Source organism: Bifidobacterium sp. LH_419 (genome assembly GCF_056356955.1).
Genome location: NZ_JBKEVG010000022.1, coordinates 1 through 25825, shown reverse-complemented (window position 1 = coordinate 25825; position 25825 = coordinate 1). Strand labels below are relative to the sequence as shown.

The following is a 25825-nucleotide window of genomic DNA, read 5'->3' as shown; positions in this document are numbered from 1 at the left end:
CGGGAATCGGACTGGCAATCATTGACTATAAAGAAGTAAGTAGTACAACACACTCTTGAGTTCTCAAACCACCACACACGCCAAGCAACCCGGAAACCAACCAACAGCAGACAACCGGACCACTCAGCGGCAGCGAATGAATAACCTACACCACACCGACCACACACGCAAACCCACACCACAAAACAACCCCAAAAACCCCGGAAACACAAGCATCCATCGGCGTGTCGAAAAACCGACCACACAACAACCCGACAACCCCCTCAGTCGGCCTGCGGCCGCCAGCTCCCCCTCACAAGGGGGAGCGCTCTCCCCCACCCGGCTCCGCCGGGAGCCCCCTCGACAGAAGGGGCCCAAGACGACGACGCCCCGCTGCACATACGAAAAGAGCCGAGCGGTTTCCCGCTCGGCCCTTCGGTCCGTCTGCGACGAATCAGCCAGTCAGCGAATCAGCCGATCAGCCCTTGATCTTGCCCATGACGATCTTGGTGACGGCCTTCGCGTCGGCCTGGCCGCGCGTCGCCTTCATCACGGCGCCGATGATCACGCCCATCGGCTTCATGTTGCCGCTCTTGAGCTTCTCGACGACGTCCGGGTTGGCTTCGAACGCCGCGTCGACCGCCGCCTCGATGGCGCCGGAATCCTCGACGATCTTGTAGCCGTGCTTCTTGACGACCTCGTCCGGCGTGCCTTCACCGGCGAGCACGCCGGCGATGGTCTGCTTGGCGAGCTTGTCGTTGAGCTTGCCGTCGGCGATGAGCTTCTCGACCTCGGCCACGTCGGCCGGGGTGACGGGCAGCTCCTCGAGCGAGACGCCCTTCGCGTTGGCTTCGCGGGAGAGCTCGCCGAGCCACCACTTGCGCGCGCCGCCGGCGGTCGCGCCGGCCTTGACGGTCTCCTCGATCAGGTCGAGGGCGTCCGCGTTGAGGATGTCGCGCAGCTGCAGGTCGGTCAGGCCCCATTCGGCCTTAAGACGGTTGCGGCGCTCGCGCGGCATCTCCGGCATCTGCGCCTCCATCTCGGCGATGTGCTCCTTGGTGATGTGAAGCATGACCAGATCCGGATCCGGGAAGTAGCGGTAGTCGTCCGCGTCGGACTTGAGACGGCCGCCCGCGGTGGTCTGCGTGGCCTCGTCCCAGTGGCGGGTCTCCTGCAGAATCTCCTTGCCTTCGTCGAGGCGTGCGGCCTGACGGCGAATCTCGTACTGGATGGTCTTCTCGATGCCGCGGAACGAGTTCACGTTCTTGGTCTCGGAACGGGTGCCGTACGGGGCGTCCGCGGAGGGGCGCAGCGACACGTTCACGTCGGCGCGCATGTTGCCCTGCTCCATGCGGGCGTGGGAGATGCCCAGCGCGCGCACGATGTCGCGGATGGCGCGCATGTACGCGCCGGCAATCTCCGGAGCGCGGTCGCCCGCGCCCTCGATCGGCTTGGTCACGATCTCGATGAGCGGCACGCCGGCGCGGTTGTAGTCGACCAGCGAGTGGTCGGCGCCCTCGATGCGGCCGTCGGCGCCACCCACGTGGGTGTTCTTGCCGGCGTCGTCCTCGATGTGGGCGCGCTCGATCGGCACGCGGAAGACGGTGCCGTCCTCCAGCTCGACGTCCAGGTAGCCGTTGCCGTTGGTCGGCTTGTCGTACTGGGAGATCTGGTAGTCGCGCGGCATGTCCGGGTAGAAGTAGTTCTTGCGGGCGAACTGGCTCCACTCGGCGATCTCGCAGTGCAGGGCGAGACCCAGCTTGATCGCGTAGTCGACGGCCGTCTTGTTAACGACCGGCAACGAACCGGGCAGGCCGAGGCTCACCGGGGTGAGCTGGGTGTTCGGCTCGCCGCCGAAGCTCACTTCGGCCGGGCAGAACAGCTTGGTCTTGGTGCACAGCTCGACGTGCGTCTCCAGGCCGAACACCACATCGTACTTCTTGGTGGCATCGGCGTACTTCATCAGTTTTTCAGCCATGATGTTGTCCTTGTAATCCTTCCGATGTCACTCACTTGGCGAGACCGTCGAGCCACGGGGCCTTGAGGTCCTTCCAGATCGGGCCGTTCCAGTCCTCCTCGAGCGCGGCTTCGAGCGCGGCGGCGGGCTTGTACATGACCTCGTCGCGCTGCTGCGGCGCGATGAACTGGAAGCCGACCGGCAGGCCGTCGTCGGACAGGCCGGCCGGGATCGACATGGCGGGCACGCCGGCGAGGTTCGCCGGGATGGTCGCGATGTCGTTCATGTACATGGCCAGCGGGTCGGACGTCTTCTCGCCGAGCTTGAACGCGGTGGTCGGGCTGGTCGGGCACACGAGCACGTCGACTTGCTCGAACGCCTTCTTGAAGTCCTCGATGATGAGCGTGCGCACCTTCTGCGCGGAGCCGTACCAGGCGTCGTAGTAGCCGGCGGACAGCGCGTAGGTGCCGAGGATGATGCGGCGCTTGACCTCGTCGCCGAAGCCGGCCTCACGCGTGTAAGCCATCATGTTGGCGGCGGTCTGCGGCACGCCGGCCGGCGGCATCACGCGCAGGCCGTAGCGCATGCCGTCGTAGCGGGCCAGGTTGGAGCTGACCTCGGACGGCATGATGATGTAGTACGCGCCGAGCGCGTACTCGAGGCGCGGGCAGGAGACCTCGACGACCTCGGCGCCCATCTCCTTGAGCTTGTCGACGGCCTCGTTGAAGCGGGCCGAGACGCCGGCCTGGAAGCCGTCGCCGCTGAGCTCCTTGATGAGGCCGACCTTCACGCCCTTGAGGTCGCGCTTCGCGCCTTCGCGCGCGGCGGCGACCATCGGACGCGGGCCTTCCGGGATGGAGGTGGAGTCGCGGCGGTCGTTGCCGCCGATGATCTCCTGCAGGAGCGCGGAGTCGAGCACGGTGCGGGAGACCGGGCCGATCTGGTCGAGCGAGGAGGCCATGGCGATCGCGCCGAAGCGGGAGACGCCGCCGTAGGTCGGCTTCACGCCGACGGTGCCGGTCAACGCGCCCGGCTGGCGGATGGAGCCGCCGGTGTCGGTGCCGAGGGCGAGCGGGGCCTCGAACGCGGCCACCGCGGAGGCGGAACCGCCGCCGGAGCCGCCGGGGACGCGGTCGGTATCCCACGGGTTGTGGGTGGTCTGGTAGGCGGAGTGCTCGGTGGAGGAGCCCTGCGCGAACTCGTCCAGGTTGGTCTTGCCGAGGATCGGCATGCCGGCGGCCTTGAGCTTCTCGATCACGGTCGCGTCGTACGGCGGGATCCAGCCTTCGAGGATCTTCGAGGCGGCGGTCGTCTCGATGCCCTTGGTGACGATCATGTCCTTGATGGCGATCGGCACGCCGGCCAGCTGCGGCAGGGCGGCCTTCTCGTCCGCGGACTTCGCGTCGAAGGCGTCGGCCTGCTCGCGGGCCACGTCGCCGGAGACCTTGAGGAACGCCTTGATGCTCGGCTCGGCGGCCTCGATCACGGCGAGGTGCGCGTCGACCAGCTCACGGCTGGAGACGTCGCCCTTCTTGATGGCCGCGCCCATTTCGGCGGCGGACAGCTTGACGAGTTCGTTGGTTGCTTCGGTCATATCGGCTCACTCCTCGCTTCCCAGGATGCGCGGCGCGACGAACATGCCGGCCTCGGTCTTCGGGCCGCCGGCGAGCGCCTCGGCCTGCGTCAGCGGCGTGACCGGCACGTCCGGGCGCAGGTACGCCTCGAGCGGGACCGGGTTGGCGGTCGGTTCGACGTCGTCGGAGGCGACCTCCTGGACCTTGTTGATGGAATCGGCGATGACGTTCAGCTCGCCCTGCAGACGGGTGATCTCCTCATCGGTGAGCGCGATTCGGGCCAAATCGCCCAAATGCACGATTTCTTCGCGTGTGAATGTAGGCATGCGCCTAACTATACGAGCAATTTGTGACACGCGGAACGGATGTACCGCCCGCCCCGAATCACCGTGTCATCGCATCATCGCGTTACCGCATCATCGCGTCATCGCATCCCGGCGGCCGCCGCACCGCGACCGCCGAATCGCCGCGTCCCCCTCGCCCGTCACCGGATCGCCGCGTGCTGCGCGATCCAGCTGTGCATGGCGACGGCCGCCGCCGCGCCCGCGTTGATCGAACGCACCGAACCGAACTGCGAGATGTACACGACGTCGTCGGCGAGGTCGAGCGCCGTCTCGGTCAGTCCCGGACCTTCCGCGCCGAACAGCAGCAGGCAGCGTTTCGGGAACGCGTACCGCTCCATCGGCACCGCGCCGGGCACGATGTCCATCGCGACGACGCGCGCCGCCTCCAGCTCGCGGATACGCGCCTCGGCGGCGTCCAGTTCCGCGAGGAACGGCGCCTGCGCGGCGCGCACGTCGCCGCCCGCGCGCGACGCCGCGTCACCCGTCGCGACGCTACCGGCCGCGCCGCGCACGGCGGCCGTCGCGCGGGCGGCGGCCTCGTGCGCGTGGAACGCGGCCGCCGCGGCGCGCGACCGCTCGGCCGCGATCTCGCCGGCGATGCGCATGCGCCAGCAGCGCACCATCGCCGCAATCGACGCGTGATGCTCCATGTGCTGGTACAGCTCGGTCATCAGCGCGCCATTGCGGTTCCACTTGTGCGGTCCGACGATGTGCACGCGCCGCGCCTGGAACGCGTTGGCGGTGCGCACCATCGAGCCGATGTTGAAGTCGTGCGTCCAGTTCTCGATGGCGACCTCGAAGTCGTGGCGTCCGTGCGCGTCCAGGTCTGCCTTGATCGCGGCGACCGTCCAGTACCGGTAGCGGTCGAGCACGTTGCGCCGATCGCCTTGGTCGAGCAGCTTCGGGTCGTAGCGGAGGCGGTCGGCGTACAGCGGCGACGCCGGATCGTCCGGCCGCGGCTCGCCGGGATGCGCCTCGGCCCACGGCCCGACACCCACCTCGCGGAACACCGGTTCCCCGGACCGCTCGCCTTCGACATCAATAGGATTACGAGGATGCATATCACCTTTCCATACATCTTGCGCCCCCTTGAGGCTGAGCCGTCAAGCAAACGCCAGAGGCGTTTGTAGGCGAAGGCGAACGACAGTGAGCCGACATCATGCCAGCCGAAGGCTGTCCGCAATCGCGTAGGAGCTGTCACCGAAGGTGACTGAGGGGGGGGTCTCCGCTGCCGACCTACTCCGCCAGATCGGACTCGTGGAACACCTGGATGAACGGCACCTCGTGCCTTGCACCGTCGACCGGGCTGATGACGGTGATCTCATGCTCGTCCGCGCCCTTGCCGACGCCGCCGACCAGCGAGGCGACGGCCACGACGCTCGCGCCCTCATGCTCGACGATCGAGAAGTCGAGGCTCAGCTCGTTGCCGTTGCGCAGCGTGACGAGCGAACTCGTCTGCACGTAGGATTTCTCGGACAGCCACGCGTCGAGCAGCAGCACGCGCTTGCCTCTGATCGACGGTCCCTTAATCGACGGGAACACGAAGTCCATGACGAATCCGTCGAGGTTCTCGCCGCGGGAGGCGGCGGCCTGGATCATCGATCCGACAAGCGGCACGGAAGCGGCGGTGAGCGCGCCGACCGCATCGTAATCGTCGACGGAATAGCCGGCGTCCTCCAACGTGTCGAGCAGGACGTGGCCCATCACGGCCGCACCGTGATGGTCGAGCGTCACCGCGTACAGCTCGGAGAACGGCTTGCCGGCGACGCGCTCGCGCAGCAGGGCGCGGAGCTGCTCGCGCGGGTCGAGCGCGGCGAAGTCGATGGGCTCGTTATGCAGGTCGGCGGGGCCGGTGGCGCGGAATCCTGAATCACTCATATCCCATAGGGTACGGCGCGCCCTCGTCACGACCGCACGAGGCGGGCGATGGCGGCGGACGCCTCGGCGAGCTTCTCGTCGGCCACGTCGCCGCCCTCGGCCGACGCCTGACGCACGCAATGGTTGAGATGGTCGTCGAGCAGCAGCAGGGCCACCGATTTGAGCGCCGAATTCGCGGCGGAGATCTGCGTGAGCACGTCGATGCAGTACCGGTCGTCGTCCACCATCTGCTCGATGGCGCGCACCTGGCCCTCGATGCGCTTCAGCCGCGCCAGCACCTTCGCCTTGTCATCGCCGTAGCCGTGCATCGCCAGTCTCCTTTCGCCGTGCGGAAAACACCATCCAGTATATACCCCATAGGGGTATTGGGTATACACTGTGGTGCGGTATACGATGGACTGAGACGAGAACGAGGAGCGGACATGGAACTGAACATCTTCACGTGCGTCGCCGCACTGGTCGTCGCGGCGCTCGCGACCTGGCTCATCCTGCGGTTCTTCTTCGGCGAGCGCAAGGGCGTGGCCGGCGAGCTGCACGAGGGCGCCCAGCGCGCCACCATCACCGTGAAGGGCGGCTACTCCCCCGACGTGGTGACGATGCGCGCCGGCATGCCGATCACCCTGAACTTCGACCGGCAAGAGACCGGCGAATGCACCTCGCACGTGGTGTTCGGCGATTTGGGGCTCGACGCGATGCTGCCGGGCAACACGGCCACCGAAGTGAAACTGCCCGCACTGCCGGCCGGCGATTATCCGTTCGCCTGCGGCATGAACATGGTGCACGGGCTGCTGCGCGTCCAAGGCGACAGAGGTGGCGAAACGGCGGGAGCCGCCGGAACGGGAGCCGCCGGAGCTAGGGCGGGCGCGGCGGGGGCTACGGGAGCCGGCGCACCCGCTCCCGCAGCCGCGGCTTCGGCCGACTACGCGGCGAACGAGGCTCGCGAAGCCGAGGAACGGCGTACCGAGATCCGCAACCTCACCCGTCTGGTCGCAATCGGCACGGTGCTGACGCTCCCCGTGTTCGCGGTGATGATGATCCACATGGCGAACCACATGCTGCTGCCGGACTGGCTCACGAACCCGTGGTGGCAGGCGATCCTCATCACGCCGGTCATGTTCTACTGCGGCGCGCCGATCCATCAGGTCGGTTTCCCCGCGCTGCGCCATCGCGCACCGGATATGAACTCGCTTGTCTCGCTGGGCACGGGCGCCGCCTACCTGTACAGTCTGCTCGTGTGCATCGCGCCGTGGCTGCTGCCGGAAGGCTCGCGCGAACCATACTTCGAATCGGTGGGCGTGGTCATCACGCTCGTGCTCGTCGGCCGCCTGCTGGAGACGAAGGCGCGCGAGGGCACCGGCAAGGCGGTGCAGAGCCTCATCAAGCTCCGCCCACGGGTCGCGCACCGGCTTGAAGGGGTCCCCGAGGGAATCGAGGAGGCCGCCGCGCAGGCATCGGGAGCCGGACAGCCCGCGCCCGGGGCGAATGTGCATGGTTCCGGGGGTGTCGTGCATGGTTCGGACGGCGATGTGCATGGTTCCGAGGCGGACGTGCATGATTCCGAGGGCAACGTGCAGCATTCTGATGCGAACCTGCACGCCCCTGTCGTGAAGACCTCTTCGCAGACGGGCGAACGCTGGCTCAATCCGAACGCCTTCCATGACGTCGACATCGACGAGGTGGAACCCGGCGACCTGCTCGTAATCAAGGCAGGAGAACGCATCCCGGCCGATGGCGTGGTCGTCGCCGGCGAGGCCGAGGTGGACGAGTCGATGATCACCGGCGAGTCCCGTCCGGTACGCAAAACCCCGGTCTTCACGACCACACCCCGCACGTTCGCCGAAAACGACTACACGTCCGGTCCGGATTCCTGCACGTTGTGTGCCGAACCATACACATTCGACGCCGAACCCCACACAACACCATCCGAACCATACACATTCGTCGACGGAGATGGCGATGCCGCGACTTCCGAGGGTTCCGCTCCCGCCCGCTCGTCCACGCTCACCGGCGCGACCGTGGTGCTGCGCGGCAACCTGCTCATGCGTGTCACGCAGACGGGCGGCGACACCGTGCTCTCGCAGATCGTCGCGATGGTGGCGCGCGCCCAGGCGACGAAGGCGCCGGTGCAGCGCCTCGCCGACCGCATCGCCCGCGTGTTCGTGCCGGCGGTGTTCATCATCGCCGTGTGGACGTTCGCGATCTGGCTGGCGCTCGGCCCGGACCCGAAGCTCGCGCACGCGCTGGTCACGGCGGTGAGCGTGCTCATCATCGCATGCCCGTGCGCGCTGGGACTCGCCACGCCGCTGTCGGTCACGGCGGCGACCGGCGTGGGCGCGACGAACGGCGTGCTCGTGACCAGCGCGAAAGCGCTGGAACGGGCACGCGAGATCGGCACGGTCGTGTTCGACAAGACCGGCACGATCACGCGCGGCGTGGCCGACGCGGATTCCGCGGATTGGAGCCGGCCGAGCTATGAGCGCGACACGGTCAAGCCCGGGTCGAAGGAGGCGGTGGCCGCGTTGCGCACGGCCGGCATCCGCACGGTCATGCTGTCCGGCGACAAGGCCGAGGTGGCGGCCGGCATCGCGCGCGAGGTCGGCATCGACACGGTGATCGCGCAGGTCAGGCCCGATGGGAAGGCATATTGGATCGAACGATTGCAGCACGAGCCGCATGAGGGGCTGATCGCGATGGTCGGCGACGGCATCAACGACGCGCCCGCGCTCACGCAGGCGGATCTGGGATTCGCGATCGGCACCGGCACGGACGTGGCGATGCAGTCCGCGGACGTGACGCTGATGAGCGGCGACCTGCGCGGCGTGATCCGCACGATCAACCTCTCGCAGGTGACGATGCGCAACATCCGGCAGAACCTCGGGTGGGCGTTCGGCTACAACGTGATCGGCATCCCGATCGCGGCGGGCGTGCTCTACCCGTTCACCGGCTGGCTGCTGAGCCCGATGATCGCCGGTCTCGCGATGGCCCTGAGCTCCGTCTGCCTGGTCCTCAACGCCAACCGCCTCAACCGCATCACCCTGAGCGACACGGCCCTCAAGGAGCCCCGCGCCGCAATCGCCCGAGCGGAGCCGTCGGCATTTTCTTCCGGCTCCCCCTACGAGGGGGAGCTGTCGGCGAAGCCGACTGAGGGGGTGTCCGCCGCCAGCGCAACCGAACCCGGCCCCCGCGTCATCATCGACGAACGCACCTCCCTCACCACCGGCACCTCCTCTTCCTGCGCCCCCTCCCAGGGGGAGCTGTCCGGCGAAGCCGGACTGAGGGGGGCCGCCGACACCGAAACCACCAGCACTTCCCCATCAATCACAACCAAGGAGAACACCATGGAAATGAACCACATGCACCACGACCACATGGCCATGCACCACGCCGCCCCCACCGAGGGCGAGACCGCCACCGATCCCGTGTGCGGCATGACGGTCGCGGTGAACGCGGACGCGATCACCCGCGAGTACGAGGGCAAGACCTACTACTTCTGCGGCGAACACTGCGCCAACAACTTCGCCAAGGCCCCCCAGATCTTCCTCGAGCACTGATTCCCCACCATAACGAAACCGGCCCGTCGCCCCGCAATACGCGGGAACCGACGGGCCGGTTTCGTATTCGCTATGCGTATTCGCTACGCAATCACGCAATCACGCAATCACGCGAAGAACGCCTTGAACAGCCAGGCGCCGACGATCGCGCCCACGATCGGGGCGACGACCGGGATCCACGCCTCGTTCCAACGGGACGTGCCCTTGGACGGAATCGGCAGGATGGCGTGCAGGACGCGCGGCATGAGGTCGCGGGCCGGGTTCAGGCCAGGGCCGGTCGGGCCGCCCATGGAGGTGACGAGGCCCCACACGATGAAGCCGACGACGATCGCGGCGGCGGCCGGGTCCTTCTCGCCCCACGGGTCCATCAGGCAGCACAGCGCGCCGAAGACGAGCACGAGCGTGCCGAACATCTCGTTGAGGAAGTAGTTGAGCTTCTTGTTGTCCGCGTCGGTGGTGCAGAAGGTGGCGAGGATGGCCTCGGCGTCATCGGTGTCCTTGTAGTGCGGGTAGTACGTGAGGTACACGATGAACTGGCCGAGCGCGGCGCCGAGCAGCTGCGCGATGATGTACGGTAGCACCTCGTCCCACGGGAACATGCCGTTGATGGCCTGCGCGAGGGTCATGGCCGGGTTGATGTGGGCACCGGAGACAGCGCCGAACATGAGCACCGGGAACATGACGCCGAAGCCGTAGCCCATGGCGATGTTGAGCCAGCCGGCGTGGTGGCCCTTCGTGTTCTTAAGCTCGACGTTGGCGACGGAGCCGTTGCCGAAGATCATCAGGATGGCGGTGCCGAAGAACTCGGCGGCCAGCTTGGTAAAGAGGGAGTATTCCACTGCTTCTTCTTTTCTTCTTGTTCTTGTCTGGATTGGTGATGCGGCCGCCCGAAAGGCGGGAGACAAACAAACGAGGTAAGCATACGCCGAGGGCTGAACTGGGTTGGCGGGTTGGCCTATAACCCTGGCTTCGTCGCCGTACGAGTTCGCTTGGAAATACAATAAGACCGGAATCTTTCGATTCCGGTCTTATTTGTGCCCCCGCAGGGATTCGAACCCTGGACACGCTGATTAAGAGTCAGCTGCTCTAACCAACTGAGCTACAGGGGCGTTGGCTAGTTGTTGAAGTGTTCCTTGCAACGAGTGATAAATATACTCGTGTTTGATTCTAACGCAACTCTCGGCGTGTCGCCCGGAATTCCAACGTTTGTAAAATCGCTGATTTGCCGTCTGCACGCTTCATCCACCTCGCCTAACCCACCTTGAAAACCGCTCTTCACATAATCATCACATAAATGGCAGGAGTCATACCCGAGCGGTCGAAGCCGCGCCTTGGAAACCGTCGGAACCCGCCAGAACCATCGGAACCACGCCAGCCTTGGCGCAACACAACCGCAACACCCGCCGCATACGAAAACCCCGCGCCCCGCGTGAACAACAATCACGCGCGGCACGGGGTTCTCAGTGCTTAAGCTCAGACTTCAATCCGTCAGTCTGATGGGAATCCGGCAGCAATAATCACCGCCGGAATCGTCACTCGGCGACGACCTTCACGAAGAAGTTCGCGGAGATCTCCGGGTGGAGCTGGACCGTGGCCGGGAATTCGCCGGTGGTCTTGATGGTCTCGACGGTGATGGCCTTCGGGTCGACCGGGGCCTTGTCGAGCAGCGCCATGGCGATGGCTTCCTTGGAGATGCCACCGAACAGCTTGCCGGACTCGGACACCTTGGCGGCGATCTCGACGGCGGAACCCTCGATGGCCTCCTTGGCGGCGACGGCGTCTTCACGGGTGGCGACGGCCTGGGCCAGACGGGCGCGCTTCATGGCGACGATCTGGGCCTCGGCGCCCTTGTTCCACGCGAAGGCAAGCTTCTGCGGGAGCAGGTAGTTGCGGGCGTAGCCGGCCTTGACGGTGACGACGTCACCGGAGTGACCGAGGTTCGCAACGGTCTGGGTGAGAATAACCTTGGTTTCAGCCATTTCAGATGCCTCCTAGAACTCAGCGGCCGGAAGTGGCGTACGGCAGCAGGGCCATCTCGCGGGCGTTCTTGATCGCCTTGGAGATCTTGCGCTGCTCCTGCACGGTCACGCCGGTGATACGACGGGAACGGATCTTGCCGCGATCGGAGATGAACTTGCGCAGCAGCGCGACGTCCTTGTAATCGATCTCGGTGACCTTCGCCGCCTTCAGCGGGTTCGGCTTCTTCTTGAACGGCTTGACCGGCGGTTGCGGCCTCTTGCGGGACATGATGTTCTCCTTATTTACGATGTTGATGTTGTGTTCGCTCGTCGCAGTTACGCGTTGCGCGTTGCATACGCGTCAGGTACTACGCGGCGTGAAAGCGTGAAGGCGCGGAAACGCGGATCAGAACTCCGGATCGTCGTCGGAGCCGCCGCCGAAATCGGAGGAGCCGCCGAACGTGGAGAAGCTGTTGCCCGAATCCGAGCCGCTGCTCCACGGGTCCGCGGCCGGCTGCTGTCCGCCCGCCGGCGCGCCGGACTGGCCGCCGCCGAAGCTGGAACCGCCGCCCTGGTAGCCGTTGCCACCCGAGTAGCCGCCATTGCCGCCGTTACCGCGGCCATAGCCGCCGGCGTTCTGGCCGTAGCCATTGCCGCCGCCGAAGCCGCCCGCGCCGTTGCCGCCCTGGTTGCGGCCCGCGAAGCCGCCGTTACCGGACGACTGGCGGGTCACCTGGGCGGTGGCGTAGCGCAGCGACGGGCCGATCTCGTCGACCGTCATCTCGACGACGGTGCGGTTGGAACCGTCCTGTGCCTGATAGGAACGCTGCTGGAGACGACCCTGCGCGATCACGCGCATGCCCTTGGACAGGGACTGTGCGCAGTGGTCGGCGAGGTCACGCCATGCGGAGCAACGCATGAACAGCGCCTGTCCGTCCTCGAACTGGCCGGACTGGCGGTTGTACGTGCGCGGCGTCGACGCGATGGTGAAGCTCGCCACGGTCGCGCCGGAACCGATGGTGCGCAGTTCCGGATCCGCGGTGAGATTGCCGACGATGGTGATCGTGGTTTCGCCTGCCATGATTGCCGCCTTCCTACTTCGAGATTCCTACTTCGACTGTATTCCGCACCGGCGTCCCGTGCGACGGTGTTCCGCCGCGGGAGCCGGTTGACGCTTCAAACGCTTACTTGACGTCCTTACGAAGGATCTTCGTACGGATCACGGATTCGTTGAGGTTGAGGACACGGTCGAGCTCATCGCTGGTAGCGGGCTCGGCGGTGTAGGTCACCACGACGTAGTTGCCTTCGGTCTTGCCGTTGATCTCGTAGGCGAGCTTGCGACGGCCCCAGAAATCGGGCTCATCGACGGAACCGCCTTCCTTGGTGACCAGCTCGAGGTACTGCTCGGTCAGCTTCTTGAGATCACGCTCGTTCAGCTCAGGATCGGCGATGAACATCAGTTCGTACTTATGCGCAGACATCACCCACCTCCTTCGGACTATGTGGCCACGGACCTTCCGTGGCAGGAGTGTGTATGCGTGCTGCATCATCCGGGTCGCATGCGCGCGGCAAGAAGCCGGACACGCCTATGACCCCAACAAAGCAACCTCCCCAAGATAACGCCCCCGCTCGACAGATCACGCCCCTCGCCCACGCCCGAACCACCACCCCGTGCAAGCCATTCCACACGGGCACCCCGCACGGGCACCCCCTCAGACGACCTCCGGTCGCCAGCTCCCCCTGAAAGGGGCGCAAACAGCGGACTCCCCCTCCTGCGCCCCCTTTCAGGGGGAGCTGTCAGGCGGCGGCCTGACTGAGGGGGTCTCCCGCCAACAGCCGCCAACAGCCCACACCCCGCACCTTCCCCCACACGCCTTCTTCCCCTCCCCTAGTACACTTGTCTGAGGTTCACCGCGCATGCGGAAGCGCCGCGCGGTGCGAGGACACTACGAACAAAAGGACGGGTACGAGAAACATGACGTCGCTGCTCGAGGGCACTCCGGACAAGCGTATGGCGGTGGTCACCGGCCGCGCCTACCCCGAACTGGCCGATCAGATCGCCGCATGTCTGGGCACGCAAGTGCTGGAGACCACCGCCTACGATTTCGCGAACGGCGAGATGTACGTGCGGTTCACCGAGCCGGTGCGCGGCGCGGACGTGTTCGCGCTGCAATGCCATTCCGGCGACATCAACAAGTGGATCATGGAGCAGCTGCTCATGATCGACGCCCTGAAGCGCGCCTCCGCCCGCACGATTACCGTGGTCGCGCCGTTCATGGGCTACTCCCGTCAGGACAAGAAGCATCAGGGCCGCGAGCCGATCACCGCGCGCCTCGTCTACGACCTGTTCCGCACGGCCGGCGCCGACCGCATCATGACGGTCGACCTGCACGCCTCCCAGGAGCAGGGCTTCTTCAACGCGCCGGTCGACCATCTGACCGCCACGCCAGTGCTCATCGATTACGTGCGCAATCATCTGCCGCTCGAGAACACGACGATCGTCTCCCCGGACGCGGGCCGCATCAAGGTGTCGGAGCGTTGGGCGGCGAAGCTCGGCAACCTGCCGCTCGCCTTCATCCACAAGACCCGCGACATCACCCGTCCGAACCACGCCGTCGCGCACGGCATCATCGGCGACGTGCTCGACCGCGACTGCGTGGTCGTCGATGACATGATCGACACGGCCGGCACGATCTGCGAGGCGGTGCACGCCCTGCGCGGCGCCGGCGCGCGCTCGGTCACGCTGGTCGCGACGCACGGCCTGCTGTCCGGCCCGGCCGTCGAGCGCCTGTCGCAGTGCGGCGCGCGCGAGATCGTCCTGATGGACACGGTGCCGGTCCCCGAGGAGAAGCGCCTGCCGAACATGACGGTCCTGTCCGTCGCGCCTCTGCTGGCCGCCGGCATCCGCTCCGTCTTCGAGGAGAATTCCGTCCAGACCCTGCTCGAAGGCCTCCCCGAGGACATGCGCCCCCGCAACATCTACGCCTGATCCCCCGTCATCACCTCCCTCTGAGGAAGCTGCCGCCAGAAAGTCATCCCAGACATCGCTTCCCTCTGCCGAGGGAGGTGGCGCGCACCGCCGGAGGGAGAGACCACCACAACGAGAGACCACGAAAAGCCCCCGAAGCCCTTAACCGGGCTCCGGGGGCTTTTCTCGCTTACAAGGGGTACATCCTCCCTCGCTCCCGATGATTTCTCGCTTACAAGGGGTACCGCAACCGTCGACGACGACCAAATATCACCGTCATCGAGCCGCATACGCCCGGCGTATCCCGTCTCCGGCACCCCTCGTAACGCAGATAGGCTCCCGCGACAGCGCCAAACCACCCCTCCCAACGGAGATATCCCCAAAGAGATACCTCGTCAGGACGCCCCAACCGCCGTCGCGCCCCAGCGGACACCCCGTCAGGCGATTCGCCTCACGCCCCTCACGCCACCGGCGCGAACTGGCTGTTGTACAGGTCCGCGTAGAACCCGCCGGCCTCCAGCAGCTCCTCGTGCGTGCCGCGTTCGATCACGTCGCCGTGGTTCATCACGAGGATCATGTCGGCGTCGCGGATCGTCGAGAGCCGGTGCGCGATCACGAACGAGGTGCGCCCCACGGTGAGCGCGTCCATCGCCTTCTGGATCAGCTCCTCGGTGCGCGTGTCCACGGACGAGGTCGCCTCGTCCAGGATCAGGATCGGCGCGTCCTGCACCATCGCGCGCGCGATGGTGAGGAGCTGCTTCTGCCCGGCGGACAGCGACGTGTTCTCGTCGAGCACCGTGTCGTACCCGTCGGGCAGCGACATGATGTAGTGGTCGAGCCCCACCGCGCGGCACGCCGAACGGATCTGCTCGTCGGTCACGCCCGGCTTCGAGTATGCGATGTTCTCGCGCACGGTCCCGTGGAACACCCACGTGTCCTGCAGCACCATCGAGAACTGTTCGTGCACGTTCCAGCGCGGCACGCTCGCCGTGTCGACGCCGTCGATCGCGATCCGCCCGCCGGCGATGTCGTAGAAGCGCATGAGCAGGTTGACCATGGTGGTTTTGCCCGCGCCGGTCGGTCCGACGATCGCGACTTTCTGTCCGGCTTTCACGTCGGCGCTGAAATCGTTGATGATCGGCTTTCCGGGTTCGTATTCGAAGCGCACGTGGTCGAACGTCACGTCGCCGCGTACCGGCGCGTCGGCGCGAGCGCCGAGCAGCGCCGGTTTCGCGCTTTCGTCGGTCATCTCCGGCTCCTCGAGGAAGCCGAACACGCGCTCGGATGCGGCGGCGCAGCGTTGCAGGTTCTGGAACGCCTGCGCGAATTGCGAGAGTGGTTGTGTGAACAGTCGGATGTACATCATGAACGCGACGATGACGCCGAATTCGATGTCGCCGTTCATCGCGAGCGCGGCGCCGACGACGCACACGACGACGTAGCCGAAGTTGCCGATGAACTGCATGAGCGGCATCATCAGTCCGGAGAGGAACTGCGACTTCCAGCCGGAGTCGTAGAGGTCCGCGTTGTAGCGTTCGAAGTCGCGGATCGCGGCGGTTTCGCCGTTGTACGCCTTGACGATGAGGTGTCCGGAGTACATCTCCTCGACGTGGCCGTTGACCTGGCCGAGCGCGACCTGCTGGCGCGTGAAATAGCGTTGCGACGCCTTCATGATCGCCATCATCAGCACCAGTCCGACGAGGCTCGCGCCGATCGCGCACAAGGTCATGATGACGTTGTTGTAGAACATCATGACGAGCGCGCCGACGAACAGCGTGACGGACGTGATGAGCGAGCCGAGCGACTGGCCGAGCGTCTGTCCGATCGCGTCGACGTCGTTGGTGATACGGCTGAGCACGTCGCCGTAGCTGACTTTGTCGAAGTAGCTGAGCGGCAGCTTGTTGATCTTCTGCGAGATGGATTCGCGCAGTCGCTGGGCGGTGCGCTGGGTGACGTTCGCCATCAGCCAGCTCTGCACGTAACTCAGCACCGCGTACCCGACGTAGAGCGCGACGAGCGTGAATCCGATGCGCGAGACCGCGTCGAAGTCGACGGCTCCCATGACCGGGCGGCCGTGGACCATCGCGGGCAGGCCCTTGACGATCTCGTTGGTCATGTCCTTGAGTTTGTCCGGTCCGATGATCTGGAAGATCGTTCCGGTCGCGCCGAGCACGAGCGCGATGATGATGACGGGGATGTAGCTCCTGCAATACCGCACGAGCTTGCCCATCACCTCGCCGAAGTTCTGCGGTTTCTCGACGGCGCCGCGTCCCGGCCCGCCATGTCCCATAGGTCCTGGCATTATTCCATTCCTTTCACAAAGTCTGTCATCTTGCCTCCCTCTGACGGGCTGAGCCGTCAGGCAAACGCCGGAGGCGTTTGTAGGCGAAGGCGAGCCGATAGGCGAGCAATATGAGGTCGGCCGAAAGCCGTCCGTAATTGCGGATGAGGTGTCCGCCGCAGGCGGACGGAGGGAGAGACCCGAGCGGCTGGCAGGCCGCGGGCAAATCGAATCGACCGAAGGCCGATGCCGCCATATCAAGCGGCTGTCGCCGCACCCCCTCAGCCCGTCCTCCGGCCGGCCAGCTCCCCCTAAAGGGGGCGCAATCCCCTTCCCCGCTCCCCCTGTCAGGGGGAGCTGTCGCGCTCTGCGCGACTGAGGGGGTTGCACGCGCAGCCGCTCCTGCCATCACGCCGTCAGCTCGGTCTGGCTGAGCTGGGATTCGGCGATCTGCCTGTACACGTCGCAGCCCTGCAGCAGTTCGCGATGCGTGCCCTGCCCCACGACCTTGCCGTCGTCGAGCACGACGATCCGGTCCGCGTTCATGATCGTGCCGATGCGCTGCGCGACGATCAGCTTGGTCGCGCCCGTCGCGTGTTCCGCGAGCGCGTCGCGCACTTCGCGGTCGGTTTTGAAGTCGAGCGCGCTGAACGAGTCGTCGAAGATGAGGATCTCCGGATCGCGGTAGACGGCGCGCGCGATGGAGAGTCGCTGCTTCTGTCCGCCGGACACGTTGGAACCGCCCTGCGCGATGGCCGCGTCGAAGCCGCCGTCCATGCGCGAGACGAATTCCGTGGCCTGCGCCACGTCCGCCGCCTCCCGCACCCGCGTCATGTCGATGTCCGCGGCGTCGGCGCGCGACGCGTCGCCGCGGCCCGCCGCCGCGCGCGCGTCGTCGCCGTACGCGACGTTGCTCGCGACGGTGCCCTTGAACAGCACGGATTTCTGCGGCACGTAGCCGATGCGGTCGCGCAGGTCGGTCACGTTCCAGTCGCGCACGTCGACGCCGTCGACGAGAACCTGCCCGGCGGACACGTCGTAGAAACGCGGGACGAGGTTGATGAGCGACGACTTGCCGGAGCCGGTGGAGCCGATGAACGCGACCGTCTGGCCCTGTTTCGCCGTGAACGTGACATGTTCGAGGATCGGCTCGCGCGAATCCGGGTAGGTGAAGCTCACGTCGCGGAATTCGACGGTGCCGTGCGCGTCGTGGCCGAGGCGGGTCACGTCGGCGGCGGTGTCGGCGCCGTCCTTGACGAGCGGATCGGTGTCGAGGACTTCCATGACGCGCTGCGCGGACACGTCGGCGCGCGGCCAGAGCACGAACACCATGCTCATGAGGAGGAAGCTCATGATGACCTGCACGGAGTAGCTGGAGAAGACGACCATGTTGGAGAACACGGTGAGCTTGTCGGTGAGGGCGGCGGCGTCGATCAGGTAGGCGCCGATCCAGTAGACGGCGAGCATGAGGCCGTTCATCACGGTGTTCATCAGCGGCATCATGACGGCCATGGCGCGGTTGGTGAACAGCTGCGTGTCGGTGAGGGCCTTGTTCGCCTTGGTGAACTTGGCTTCCTGGTAGTCCTCGGCGTTGTAGGCGCGCACCACGCGCAGGCCGGTGAGGTTCTCGCGGGCGACGAGGTTGATGTCATCGGTGAGGGCCTGCATGGCCTTGAATTTCGGCATGACCATCGCCATGAGGACGACGATGGCGACGAGCAGGACGACCACGGCGATGCCGGTGGCGAGCGTCCATTCGAAGCCGTCGCCGGCGATCTTCGCGATGGCCCACACGGCCATGATCGGCGATTTGACGATGAGCTGCAGGCCCATCGTGATGAACATCTGGATCTGCGTGATGTCGTTGGTGGAGCGGGTGATGAGGCTCGCGGTCGAGAAGCGGCTCATCTCCGCCGGTCCGAACGATTCGACCTTCGCGAACTCGAGCGAGCGCAGGCGTTGGCCGAAGCTGGCGGCGACGCGCGCGGCGATGAAGCCGGTGACGACGGCGCAGGCCACGGAGCCGAGCGAGACGAGCAGCATCTTGCCGCCGGCGATCCAGATGTCCGCCATCTCGCTGCCCGGCGTCTCGACGAGCGTGGTGATGTCGGACATGTAGTCGGGCAACTTCAGGTCGAAGAAGACCTGCCCCACGATGGTCACGAGGGCGACGAGCATCTGCCCGACCTCCCCCTTGGATAGATATCTCATCACACGAAACATTGATTCCCCTTATCTGACTGACAACATGATCGGTGGCCCGGCCCGGTGCCCTCTGCCTCCCTCTGACGAGCGATACGAAAAGGCGGACCGACGATTAGGCGGGTGGCAAAGTCGGTTCACTCGCCTCCCTCTGACGGGGAGGCGCCCGGCGCACCCTGCCTCCCTCTGACGAGGGGCATGGCCGGCGCGCTCTCTTGCAGCCTCCCTCTGACGAGGGAGGTGGCGCGAAGCGCCGGAGGGAGAGACCACCCCGCCCAAAGGAGGCACATCGCTACCCCACCCCTGCTCCCCTTGAGGGGGAGCTGTCCGCGAAGCGGACTGAGGGGGTGCCACCTGCACCGCCACCAATTCATTTATCTTTGCCCCATAAATTACTTACACTATAAGATATTTCCAAACCCACCGGCGTGTTCCCCACAAAACCAGCAAATCAGCGCATTACCCGCGGGCGATGCAGTGCCCCGGCCCCCTCTGACGGCACATCGCCGTGAAGCAAACGCCGGGGGCGTTTGTAGTCGACGTGCGAGCCGACAGGCGAGCCGATGTGAGGCCAGCCGAAGGCTGTCCACAATTGTGGCCAGGCTCCCGGCAGCAGCCAAGACCAACGGCCTCGGCCCCCTCTGACGAGGGGGCTCCCGGCGAAGCCGGGTGGGGGAGAGACAGCGGCCGCAGGCCGCAGAAAACAGAATCGGCCTTCGGCCGATACGATCTCCCCGCGGCCTACCGGCCGCCCCGTCTCTCCCTCAGTCCACCTACGGCGGACAGCTCCCTCGTCAGAGGGAGCCGAACATCGCCCTCCTATTCGTTCTCTTCGAACGCCTTGCGCACCTCTTCCGCGGTGGGGCGCGGCTGACCGGGGTGGCAAATCGACATGTACGTCATGAATTCGCGCGTCAGTTCGACGAACTCGCGCGTGCGCCGCTCCCCCATCTGCGAGAAGATCCAGCGGACTGCGGAACGCATGTCCTCCAAGTCCTTTTCGATGCGCGCACGGCCGGCATCGGTAAGCGCGACGCGCACCACGCGCCGGTCGTCCGGATCGGGCTTGCGCGTGACGAACCCCTTCTTCTCCAACGACGACAGCACCGTGGACACGCGCCCGGAGCTCACGCGCAGGGATTCGGCCAATTGGGACGGCGTCATTTCGCCGTGGCAGGCGAGCTGACGGAGGGCGAAGACCTCGCCGTGGGCGCCACGATTGAGCTCGCGCTGCATTGCGGACCGATGGCTCCACACCTTGGAATACAGCTCATCCACCGCTTCTTCTTCAAAGCCCATCATCGGCCCTTTCGTCGAATTCTCCACCCAATATCCCTCAAATATACCTCACACTATAAACAATTTACCCCGTCAACAACACGCCCCGACAAGTCCCGATAGCGTCACCGCCCCGACGGCCTCCAAGTACTCCAGGCATCCAATCATCCGGCCCCGCCCGCATAATCCACCGCAATCCGTTGCGGAATCACACGACGCACACAGCGCCCCGACGCCTCATCACAAGACCAGACAGACGGCCAGCGACACGCTCAAACGCGTCATTATAATGTGATTTGGCCCACATTATCAAATTGTTATCTTGGATTTCGAGCACAATACGCGTATATTGGACAACGAAACGTTGGCACGGAAGCTAGCGGCCACCACGGCACGGAAGCTGAAGGCCCAAGGAAGGGGAAGACACCATGACTCGTCATCTATGCAGCATCGCCGGATGCACTCACGAAGCGGAAGAGGCAGGCATGTGCGGCATGCACTTTACCGCCGCGCTCGTGCACGGCGCGTTCCAGTACACCGCCACCAGCCGCGTCCACAGCTGAGTGACCCAGCCCAATCAATCGATAATTTCAGACGGCACGAATCAGTCAAGAGGTACAGCATTACGGGCCCACAACGCCACAGCAGACGTATGGGGGTACGCGCAGTGGTTGTCAGCTCGTAATCGGATTCGCGCCGTTTTTCTTGTTTTCGGGGGCAGACGCGGTTCTTTCCTCACTCCCCTCGGATAGGTGTACTCCCCTCGGGCAGACGCCCCCCTCCTTGCTCCCTCGAGTAAGTGCGGTTCCTTCCTCACTCCCCTCGGGTAGGTGCAGTTCCTTCTTGCTCCCCTCGGTCAGGCACCCCCTCCTCGCTCCCCTCGGGCAGACGCGGTTCCTTCTTTGCTCCCCCTTCAGGGGGAGCTGGACGCCGCTAGGCGGACTGAGGGGGCAATCACGCAGAGCCCCATGCGGAACCCCACGTCAGTCACAAGGCGAAACCTGCACGGTTCTCCCCGAACCTGCACGGTCTGGAGTGGAACCTGTATAGATCAGGGCGCAACCTGCAGGATTTCGCACCTAACCTGTAGGTCTATTCCGCGAACCTGCGCACACCCCTTCTGAAGACAGGCCGATCGCCCTCAACTACGCAACGCATAATCCGCGGAATTCCGCCGTTCTTGAATCGGCACAGCATCCCAGAAAGGCCCGTCTACCAAGCCCCACCCCGCAGGTTCAGCTCAAATTCCTACAGGTTCGGGTCCGAACCATGCAGGTTCGCCGTCAAACCATGCAGGCTCGCGCAGAAAACGGTCATGCGCCTAGGGCAGCGGGCCAGTTCCCCCTCAGTCCGGCCGAAGGCCGGACAGCTCCCCCACATCCGTGGGGGAGCAAGGCGACCCGGATGCCGGACCCCTTGATCGCCATGGAGCCCCACATCCGTGAGGAGCAAGGCGATTCCGCTGCGTGCGGGTCATGCCCGACGATGGCTCCTCACGATGTAGGGAAGCAAGGAGCATGCCACGCCCATTCAGCTGCGCCCATTCAGCCCGGCCGTCATCAAGCCGTCGTCACCAAGTCTCAGCCTAGTGTTGCGAGGGTCGCCAGTTCCTCGTCGGTCAGGTGCAGGTCGATCGCGGCGAAGGAGTCGCGGATCTCGTGCGGGTTGCGGGCGCTGGGGATGGTGAACAGCCGTCCGTAGCGTGTGAGCTCCCACGCGAGCACGACCCGCTGGTAGGAGACGCCGCGCGCCGCGGCGACCGCGCGGAACGGGTCGTAGGCGTGACTGTCGAACGGGTCGAGGAACCCGCCGAGCGGCGACCAGCAGACGAAGTCGAGCCCAAGCGAAGCACAGTGCTCCATCGTGTGTTCCGGGTCGGGGTGTGACGGCGAGAACTGGTTCTGCACGGCAATCAGATGGTCGCCGAGGATTCGCCGTGCCACGTCGATCTGCTCGTTGTTCACGCGCGAGATGCCCGCGTAGCGGATCACGCCCTCGTCAAGCAGCGTCTTCAGCGCGCCGACCTGGTCCTCGTAGGGCACGGCCGGGTCCGGCCCATGCGAATACAACAAGTCAAGCGCCTCCACGCCGAGATGCCGTGCGGATTCCTTCGCGTCGCGGATCATCGTCTCCGGCCGTGAATCCGCCATCCACCCATACCGACTCCCCGCCGCCTGCAAATGCTGACGGGGTACGGCCGCGCCGGATTCCGCCGAGGTCACCCCCTCAGCCGGTGAAGCCGGCAGCTCTCCCTCACAGGGGGCGCAAAGGCTACCCGTCTCGGTCTCGGCGTCACTCCTCCCTGCAGAAGCTTGGCCTTCTTCTTTGCTCCCCCTATCCGGGGGAGCTGTCGGCGAAGCCGACTGAGGGGGTACCGCAGGCCCATCCACCTCGATCGTCCGCCGGTACCCGGTCTTCGTGGCGACGAGCACTTCGTCGCGCGGGCCGTCCCATGTGGCGAGCGCGTCGCGCACGAGCTTCTCACCATACCCGAAGTCGCCCGGCGCCCCCGTGCCGTCCACTCCCGGCGCCGACGGCAGATAGTACGACCATGCGGTGTCGAGGTACCGCACGCCCGCGTCGAGCCCGGCGTGAATCGTCTCAATCGCGGTCGCGCGGTCCGGTCGCCCTTCGATGGCGAGCGCCATCGTCCCCATGCCGAGCCGCGGCACGCGCGCCTTCCCCGCAAACCGAACAACATTCGGCGACTCCGCGCCCCGACTCTGCCGGTCCTGCGATCCCTGCGGTTCCAACTGTCCCTGCTTCACTGCAATTGCACTCATACTCCCATCATCGCACAGCCCGGTCCTATTCCCCCCCGCTTAGCTCCACTCACGGGTGCACGTTGCGAATCGTGGACATGAGGGTTGACACCTGCTCTTCGGTGACGAAGCATACCGTCGAGTAGAGGTAGCTTTCGAAATGCTTCGCCCATTTGGGCTTGAACGAGAACACCGTGGCGTCGAACAGTCCTCCGGCCACCGCATCGTCCGCCATGATCGAGGAATACGCGGCAAAGCCAGAGCCGCCAGCCGCGGCGACCGTCTCGGCTTCTGCTTCCACTTGACCTGCGAACTCCTCGTTTTTCGCTGACGCGCACACGATGTACGCGGTCAGCATCCGGCGTGCGGTCAGTACGGTGACGCGGTTCAGCATCAGCAGCATGATCGCCGAATCGTAGAGCTTGCTAATCAGATCGATTGTTATGTCGGGTTTGATCTCCAGTGGATTGGCGATTCCCTGACCGCCACGACCGCGCTTGAACAGATTTCGGTTCTTGAATTCGATAAGTGTGATTCCAGCAACGTCATCACCGCCGTCATCACCGTCATCGCCGCCGCACAGGATGAGCGCGTCTGCTGTAGAGGGCTTGTCCTGTATCGGCATGTGTGGCTGCTGTGTTATCCCCTGTTTTTTGCATTGCTTGCGCAGTTGATCGCAAACCACGCCGATGTAGGCGTCGAAATCAACCGCTAGGTGCTCATCGTCAGCAAAACCTAGATCATCTTTGTCATCTGTTTTGGAGCATTCCCGCAACGTTTTCTGCGGATACTTCTCCAAGGTCATGACCTTACCGATATCCGGCACCCACAGTCCCCGACTCGACGCGGGCGAATCCGACATGCTCATGCCCTTCACCGCCCCTGCATCTTCCGGAATACGTCCTCGTCGATGGTCTGCAGCGGGTGTGCCATGACGGAGTAGAGCGTGCCGACATCTTCCGGCTGCACTTCATGGAAACTGTTGGAGCCGTCATCGTTGTCGTCGGCCGTGTAGTAGTGCACGTGCTCCCCATAGTCTTCGATTCCGGAGTAGCCGGCGAGGGCTTTCAGGAAGTACGGGCTGTGCGTGGTGACGATCATGTTGATGCCGAGTTGTTTGGCGATGAGCACGAGTGCGTGCGCGTACGTAATCTGCCATTCCGGATGCAGGTGGATTTCCGGTTCGTCGAGCACGAGGATATCGCCTTTGCGCACGATGATGTTTTCGACGAGGAACCGCAGCAGCAGCATGGCCTTCGAGCCCATGGACGCGTTGCCGATGGGCACGGGCTCGCGCAGGCCTTCCTTCACGAGCACGCCGTTGCCGTTTTGGTTGCGGTCGTAACGTCCGGCGAAGGAGCGTTTCAGCAGGTCGATGACGTTGCGCATATCCGCTTTGGCGAGGATTGATTCGCTCAATCCGGCATCGGTGTTGTTCTTCCGCGCGCGCAGCGCTGTCTGGCATGCCTCGATCAGATCCCACCGATACCCGACAAACCCCAAAGCCGGATAATGACTGTTATCGAATTGCTCAATGACATTGGGGTCATCGATGATATAGACGTGCCTGTGCTCGTCGCTTACCGGTTCAGCCGTGGTGCATTCGCCTTCGGAGGAGAACGTCACGGTCCGCTGCGGTTCCCAGTCGCCCTCCTGCTCTTCATGCAAGGCTATGGCCGCGGAATCTGGCTCACCGCAGAGATTGCGGATTTGCCCGTTGAACACGCTTGAAAAAGTGCGATTAGCCAATTCCTTGGCCTTTTCCCGCATGTCGATTGCCAACAGTGCCAACAGATCTTTACGTGTTTCACGGGCAGCAGGCGCATCGGAGACAAGCCAATCCGCCACCGCACGCATGTTATCCGCGTCTAGACCGTTTTCCGGCACTCTTACTTTTTCGACATCATCGCGATTACGGGATACCGCATGTGCACTGATAGTCTGAATCAATGAACATAATTGTCCATCATCGGGAATCCGATTCGCCGATGATGACAAGGCAGTGGCAAGTATATTTGCTGGTCTTTCGTTGACGTGCCAATTCTTCGTATCCGGATCAAAATATGCGGCGCGAATACCAAACGGCCCGAGCCCCGAGCCGGCAATTCCCTCGGGCAAATCACGTTCAATCCTCTCCCTCACCGCGTCGGCGAGCTCATCATGCACGCGTCCATCGAAATCCTCGAACGTCTTCGTCAGCGCGTATGCGGCCTTGCCGATCGTGCTCTTGCCGGTATCGTTGGGCGCGGCGATGACGGTAATGCCATCAATCGTGACATCGGCTTCCTTGATTTTGCCCAGATTCCTGATTGATAGACGCATGCGCCCAGTCTAACAGTCGCACAGCCTCGTCCCCAACGCACTCCCCACCCGTGAACGACGGTGCACAACCCGGTGCACAACCCGGTGCACAACCCGATACACGTACCTGTACCTGCGATTCGTCGCGCCCCAGAACCTGCCGCCCCAACACCCCCAGTCGTAGCGCACCTCTGCGCCCCTCAGAGGAGCAGGAAAACGGAATGCGCCCACGGCACATGCAATCCCTTTGCGCCCCTCAGGGGGAGCGGTCCCACTGCCCCCGAACGTCACCTCCCGATGTGAACTGCGCCCCCTTCAGGGGGAGCTGTCCCGCGAAGCGAGACTGAGGGAGTAAAGGCGAGAAGAGAGAACCCGGAGAGGGGGAGAGGGGGAAGAGAGAGAACCGAGAAAAGAGAGACCCGGCCCCCTCCGACGAGGGGGCTGTCAGCCGGAGGCTGACTGGGGGAGAGATACCGGGAACGTGACGTTCCGCTGTGACGTCACCTCCAGCTATCTCTCCCCCAGTCCGCTTCGCGGACAGCCCCCTCGTCAGAGGGGGCCAAGAATTGGGCCCCTTGACACGGGCAGTCTGCAACTTGACCTCATACCGGCTCGTCTGTAGGCGATGTTCGTCAGAGGGGGCCAATGCATCGCAGCCGCATTGAGAACGCCCCGGCGAACCCCCTCAGTCGGCCTCCGGCCACCAGCTCCTTCGCAATTATTGACGGCCTTCGGCCGACATTATGTCTGCTCGCTGTCGCTCGCCTTCGCCTACGAACGCCGCCGGCGTTC

20 protein-coding genes and 1 tRNA gene are annotated in these 25825 nt (G+C 64.7%); 3 read left to right on the top strand and 18 right to left on the bottom strand.

What is annotated here, in order from left to right; translation table 11 throughout:
• Positions 1 to 457: 457 nt before the first annotated feature.
• From gatB to AC1AYX_RS10160, 6 genes are all read right to left on the bottom strand, one after another.
• Positions 458 to 1957, bottom strand: a complete 1500-nt coding sequence (gatB, locus tag AC1AYX_RS10185) for an Asp-tRNA(Asn)/Glu-tRNA(Gln) amidotransferase subunit GatB (RefSeq protein ID WP_476503369.1) — start codon at positions 1955 to 1957, stop codon at positions 458 to 460.
• A gap of 31 nt (positions 1958 to 1988) precedes the next feature.
• Entirely contained in the window at positions 1989 to 3530 is a 1542-nt protein-coding gene (gene gatA, locus AC1AYX_RS10180; RefSeq protein ID WP_476503368.1) for an Asp-tRNA(Asn)/Glu-tRNA(Gln) amidotransferase subunit GatA, read from the bottom strand.
• Positions 3531 to 3536: 6 nt separating this feature from the next.
• On the bottom strand, positions 3537 to 3836 hold the full coding sequence (gene gatC / locus AC1AYX_RS10175) for an Asp-tRNA(Asn)/Glu-tRNA(Gln) amidotransferase subunit GatC (RefSeq protein WP_101622276.1): 300 nt from the start codon (positions 3834 to 3836) through the stop codon (positions 3537 to 3539).
• A gap of 158 nt (positions 3837 to 3994) precedes the next feature.
• Complete coding sequence (locus AC1AYX_RS10170; RefSeq protein ID WP_476503367.1) at positions 3995 to 4915, bottom strand: TrmH family RNA methyltransferase; 921 nt, start codon at positions 4913 to 4915, stop codon at positions 3995 to 3997.
• Positions 4916 to 5090: 175 nt separating this feature from the next.
• Positions 5091 to 5732 (bottom strand): orotate phosphoribosyltransferase, encoded by a 642-nt coding sequence (locus AC1AYX_RS10165; protein ID WP_476503366.1) that lies wholly within the window; start codon positions 5730 to 5732, stop codon positions 5091 to 5093.
• A gap of 26 nt (positions 5733 to 5758) precedes the next feature.
• The gene (locus tag AC1AYX_RS10160; protein WP_476503365.1) at positions 5759 to 6040 is read right to left on the bottom strand and encodes a metal-sensitive transcriptional regulator; all 282 of its coding nucleotides are present in this window, start codon (positions 6038 to 6040) and stop codon (positions 5759 to 5761) included.
• A gap of 114 nt (positions 6041 to 6154) precedes the next feature.
• Between AC1AYX_RS10160 and AC1AYX_RS10155 the strand changes: the two genes are divergently transcribed.
• Positions 6155 to 9283 carry an HAD-IC family P-type ATPase gene (locus AC1AYX_RS10155; protein WP_476503364.1) on the top strand — a complete coding sequence of 1043 codons (3129 nt, stop codon included), beginning with the start codon at positions 6155 to 6157 and terminating at the stop codon, positions 9281 to 9283.
• A gap of 107 nt (positions 9284 to 9390) precedes the next feature.
• Here AC1AYX_RS10155 and AC1AYX_RS10150 read toward each other — a convergent pair whose 3' ends face one another.
• From AC1AYX_RS10150 to rpsF, 6 genes are all read right to left on the bottom strand, one after another.
• Positions 9391 to 10122: an MIP/aquaporin family protein gene (locus AC1AYX_RS10150; RefSeq protein ID WP_165784868.1), complete on the bottom strand. Its 732-nt coding sequence runs from the start codon at positions 10120 to 10122 to the stop codon at positions 9391 to 9393.
• 196 nt (positions 10123 to 10318) lie between these two features.
• Positions 10319 to 10392: transfer RNA gene (locus AC1AYX_RS10145), tRNA-Lys, on the bottom strand.
• Positions 10393 to 10815: 423 nt separating this feature from the next.
• A complete protein-coding gene (gene rplI, locus AC1AYX_RS10140; protein ID WP_101622283.1) occupies positions 10816 to 11262 on the bottom strand; it encodes a 50S ribosomal protein L9 in 447 nt (148 codons plus the stop codon).
• Positions 11263 to 11281: 19 nt separating this feature from the next.
• On the bottom strand, positions 11282 to 11530 hold the full coding sequence (gene rpsR / locus AC1AYX_RS10135; protein WP_034528805.1) for a 30S ribosomal protein S18: 249 nt from the start codon (positions 11528 to 11530) through the stop codon (positions 11282 to 11284).
• Between the two features lie 117 nt (positions 11531 to 11647).
• Positions 11648 to 12322 carry a single-stranded DNA-binding protein gene (locus AC1AYX_RS10130; protein WP_476503363.1) on the bottom strand — a complete coding sequence of 225 codons (675 nt, stop codon included), beginning with the start codon at positions 12320 to 12322 and terminating at the stop codon, positions 11648 to 11650.
• Positions 12323 to 12425: 103 nt separating this feature from the next.
• Positions 12426 to 12722 (bottom strand): 30S ribosomal protein S6, encoded by a 297-nt coding sequence (rpsF, locus tag AC1AYX_RS10125; RefSeq protein ID WP_101622285.1) that lies wholly within the window; start codon positions 12720 to 12722, stop codon positions 12426 to 12428.
• A 494-nt stretch (positions 12723 to 13216) separates the two neighbouring features.
• On the opposite strand from rpsF, the gene AC1AYX_RS10120 reads away from it, so the two are divergent.
• Positions 13217 to 14230: a ribose-phosphate diphosphokinase gene (locus AC1AYX_RS10120; RefSeq protein WP_476503362.1), complete on the top strand. Its 1014-nt coding sequence runs from the start codon at positions 13217 to 13219 to the stop codon at positions 14228 to 14230.
• Between the two features lie 439 nt (positions 14231 to 14669).
• Here the strand turns inward: AC1AYX_RS10120 and AC1AYX_RS10115 are convergent, their stop codons facing one another.
• The 3 genes from AC1AYX_RS10115 to AC1AYX_RS10105 form a co-directional block, all read right to left on the bottom strand.
• Complete coding sequence (locus AC1AYX_RS10115) at positions 14670 to 16511, bottom strand: ABC transporter ATP-binding protein (protein ID WP_476503361.1); 1842 nt, start codon at positions 16509 to 16511, stop codon at positions 14670 to 14672.
• Between the two features lie 387 nt (positions 16512 to 16898).
• Positions 16899 to 18713 (bottom strand): ABC transporter ATP-binding protein, encoded by a 1815-nt coding sequence (locus tag AC1AYX_RS10110; protein WP_476503360.1) that lies wholly within the window; start codon positions 18711 to 18713, stop codon positions 16899 to 16901.
• A 798-nt stretch (positions 18714 to 19511) separates the two neighbouring features.
• Positions 19512 to 19991: a MarR family winged helix-turn-helix transcriptional regulator gene (locus AC1AYX_RS10105; RefSeq protein ID WP_476503371.1), complete on the bottom strand. Its 480-nt coding sequence runs from the start codon at positions 19989 to 19991 to the stop codon at positions 19512 to 19514.
• 407 nt (positions 19992 to 20398) lie between these two features.
• Here AC1AYX_RS10105 and AC1AYX_RS10100 point away from each other — a divergent pair, with 407 nt between their 5' ends.
• Positions 20399 to 20533, top strand: coding sequence for a hypothetical protein (locus AC1AYX_RS10100; protein WP_476503359.1), 135 nt, complete (start codon positions 20399 to 20401; stop codon positions 20531 to 20533).
• A gap of 1017 nt (positions 20534 to 21550) precedes the next feature.
• Here the strand turns inward: AC1AYX_RS10100 and AC1AYX_RS10095 are convergent.
• From AC1AYX_RS10095 to AC1AYX_RS10085, 3 genes are all read right to left on the bottom strand, one after another.
• Positions 21551 to 22627 (bottom strand): aldo/keto reductase, encoded by a 1077-nt coding sequence (locus AC1AYX_RS10095; RefSeq protein ID WP_476503370.1) that lies wholly within the window; start codon positions 22625 to 22627, stop codon positions 21551 to 21553.
• Between the two features lie 175 nt (positions 22628 to 22802).
• On the bottom strand, positions 22803 to 23600 hold the full coding sequence (locus AC1AYX_RS10090) for a hypothetical protein (RefSeq protein WP_476503358.1): 798 nt from the start codon (positions 23598 to 23600) through the stop codon (positions 22803 to 22805).
• A 5-nt stretch (positions 23601 to 23605) separates the two neighbouring features.
• Positions 23606 to 25054 (bottom strand): AAA family ATPase, encoded by a 1449-nt coding sequence (locus AC1AYX_RS10085; protein WP_476503357.1) that lies wholly within the window; start codon positions 25052 to 25054, stop codon positions 23606 to 23608.
• Positions 25055 to 25825: the final 771 nt, after the last annotated feature.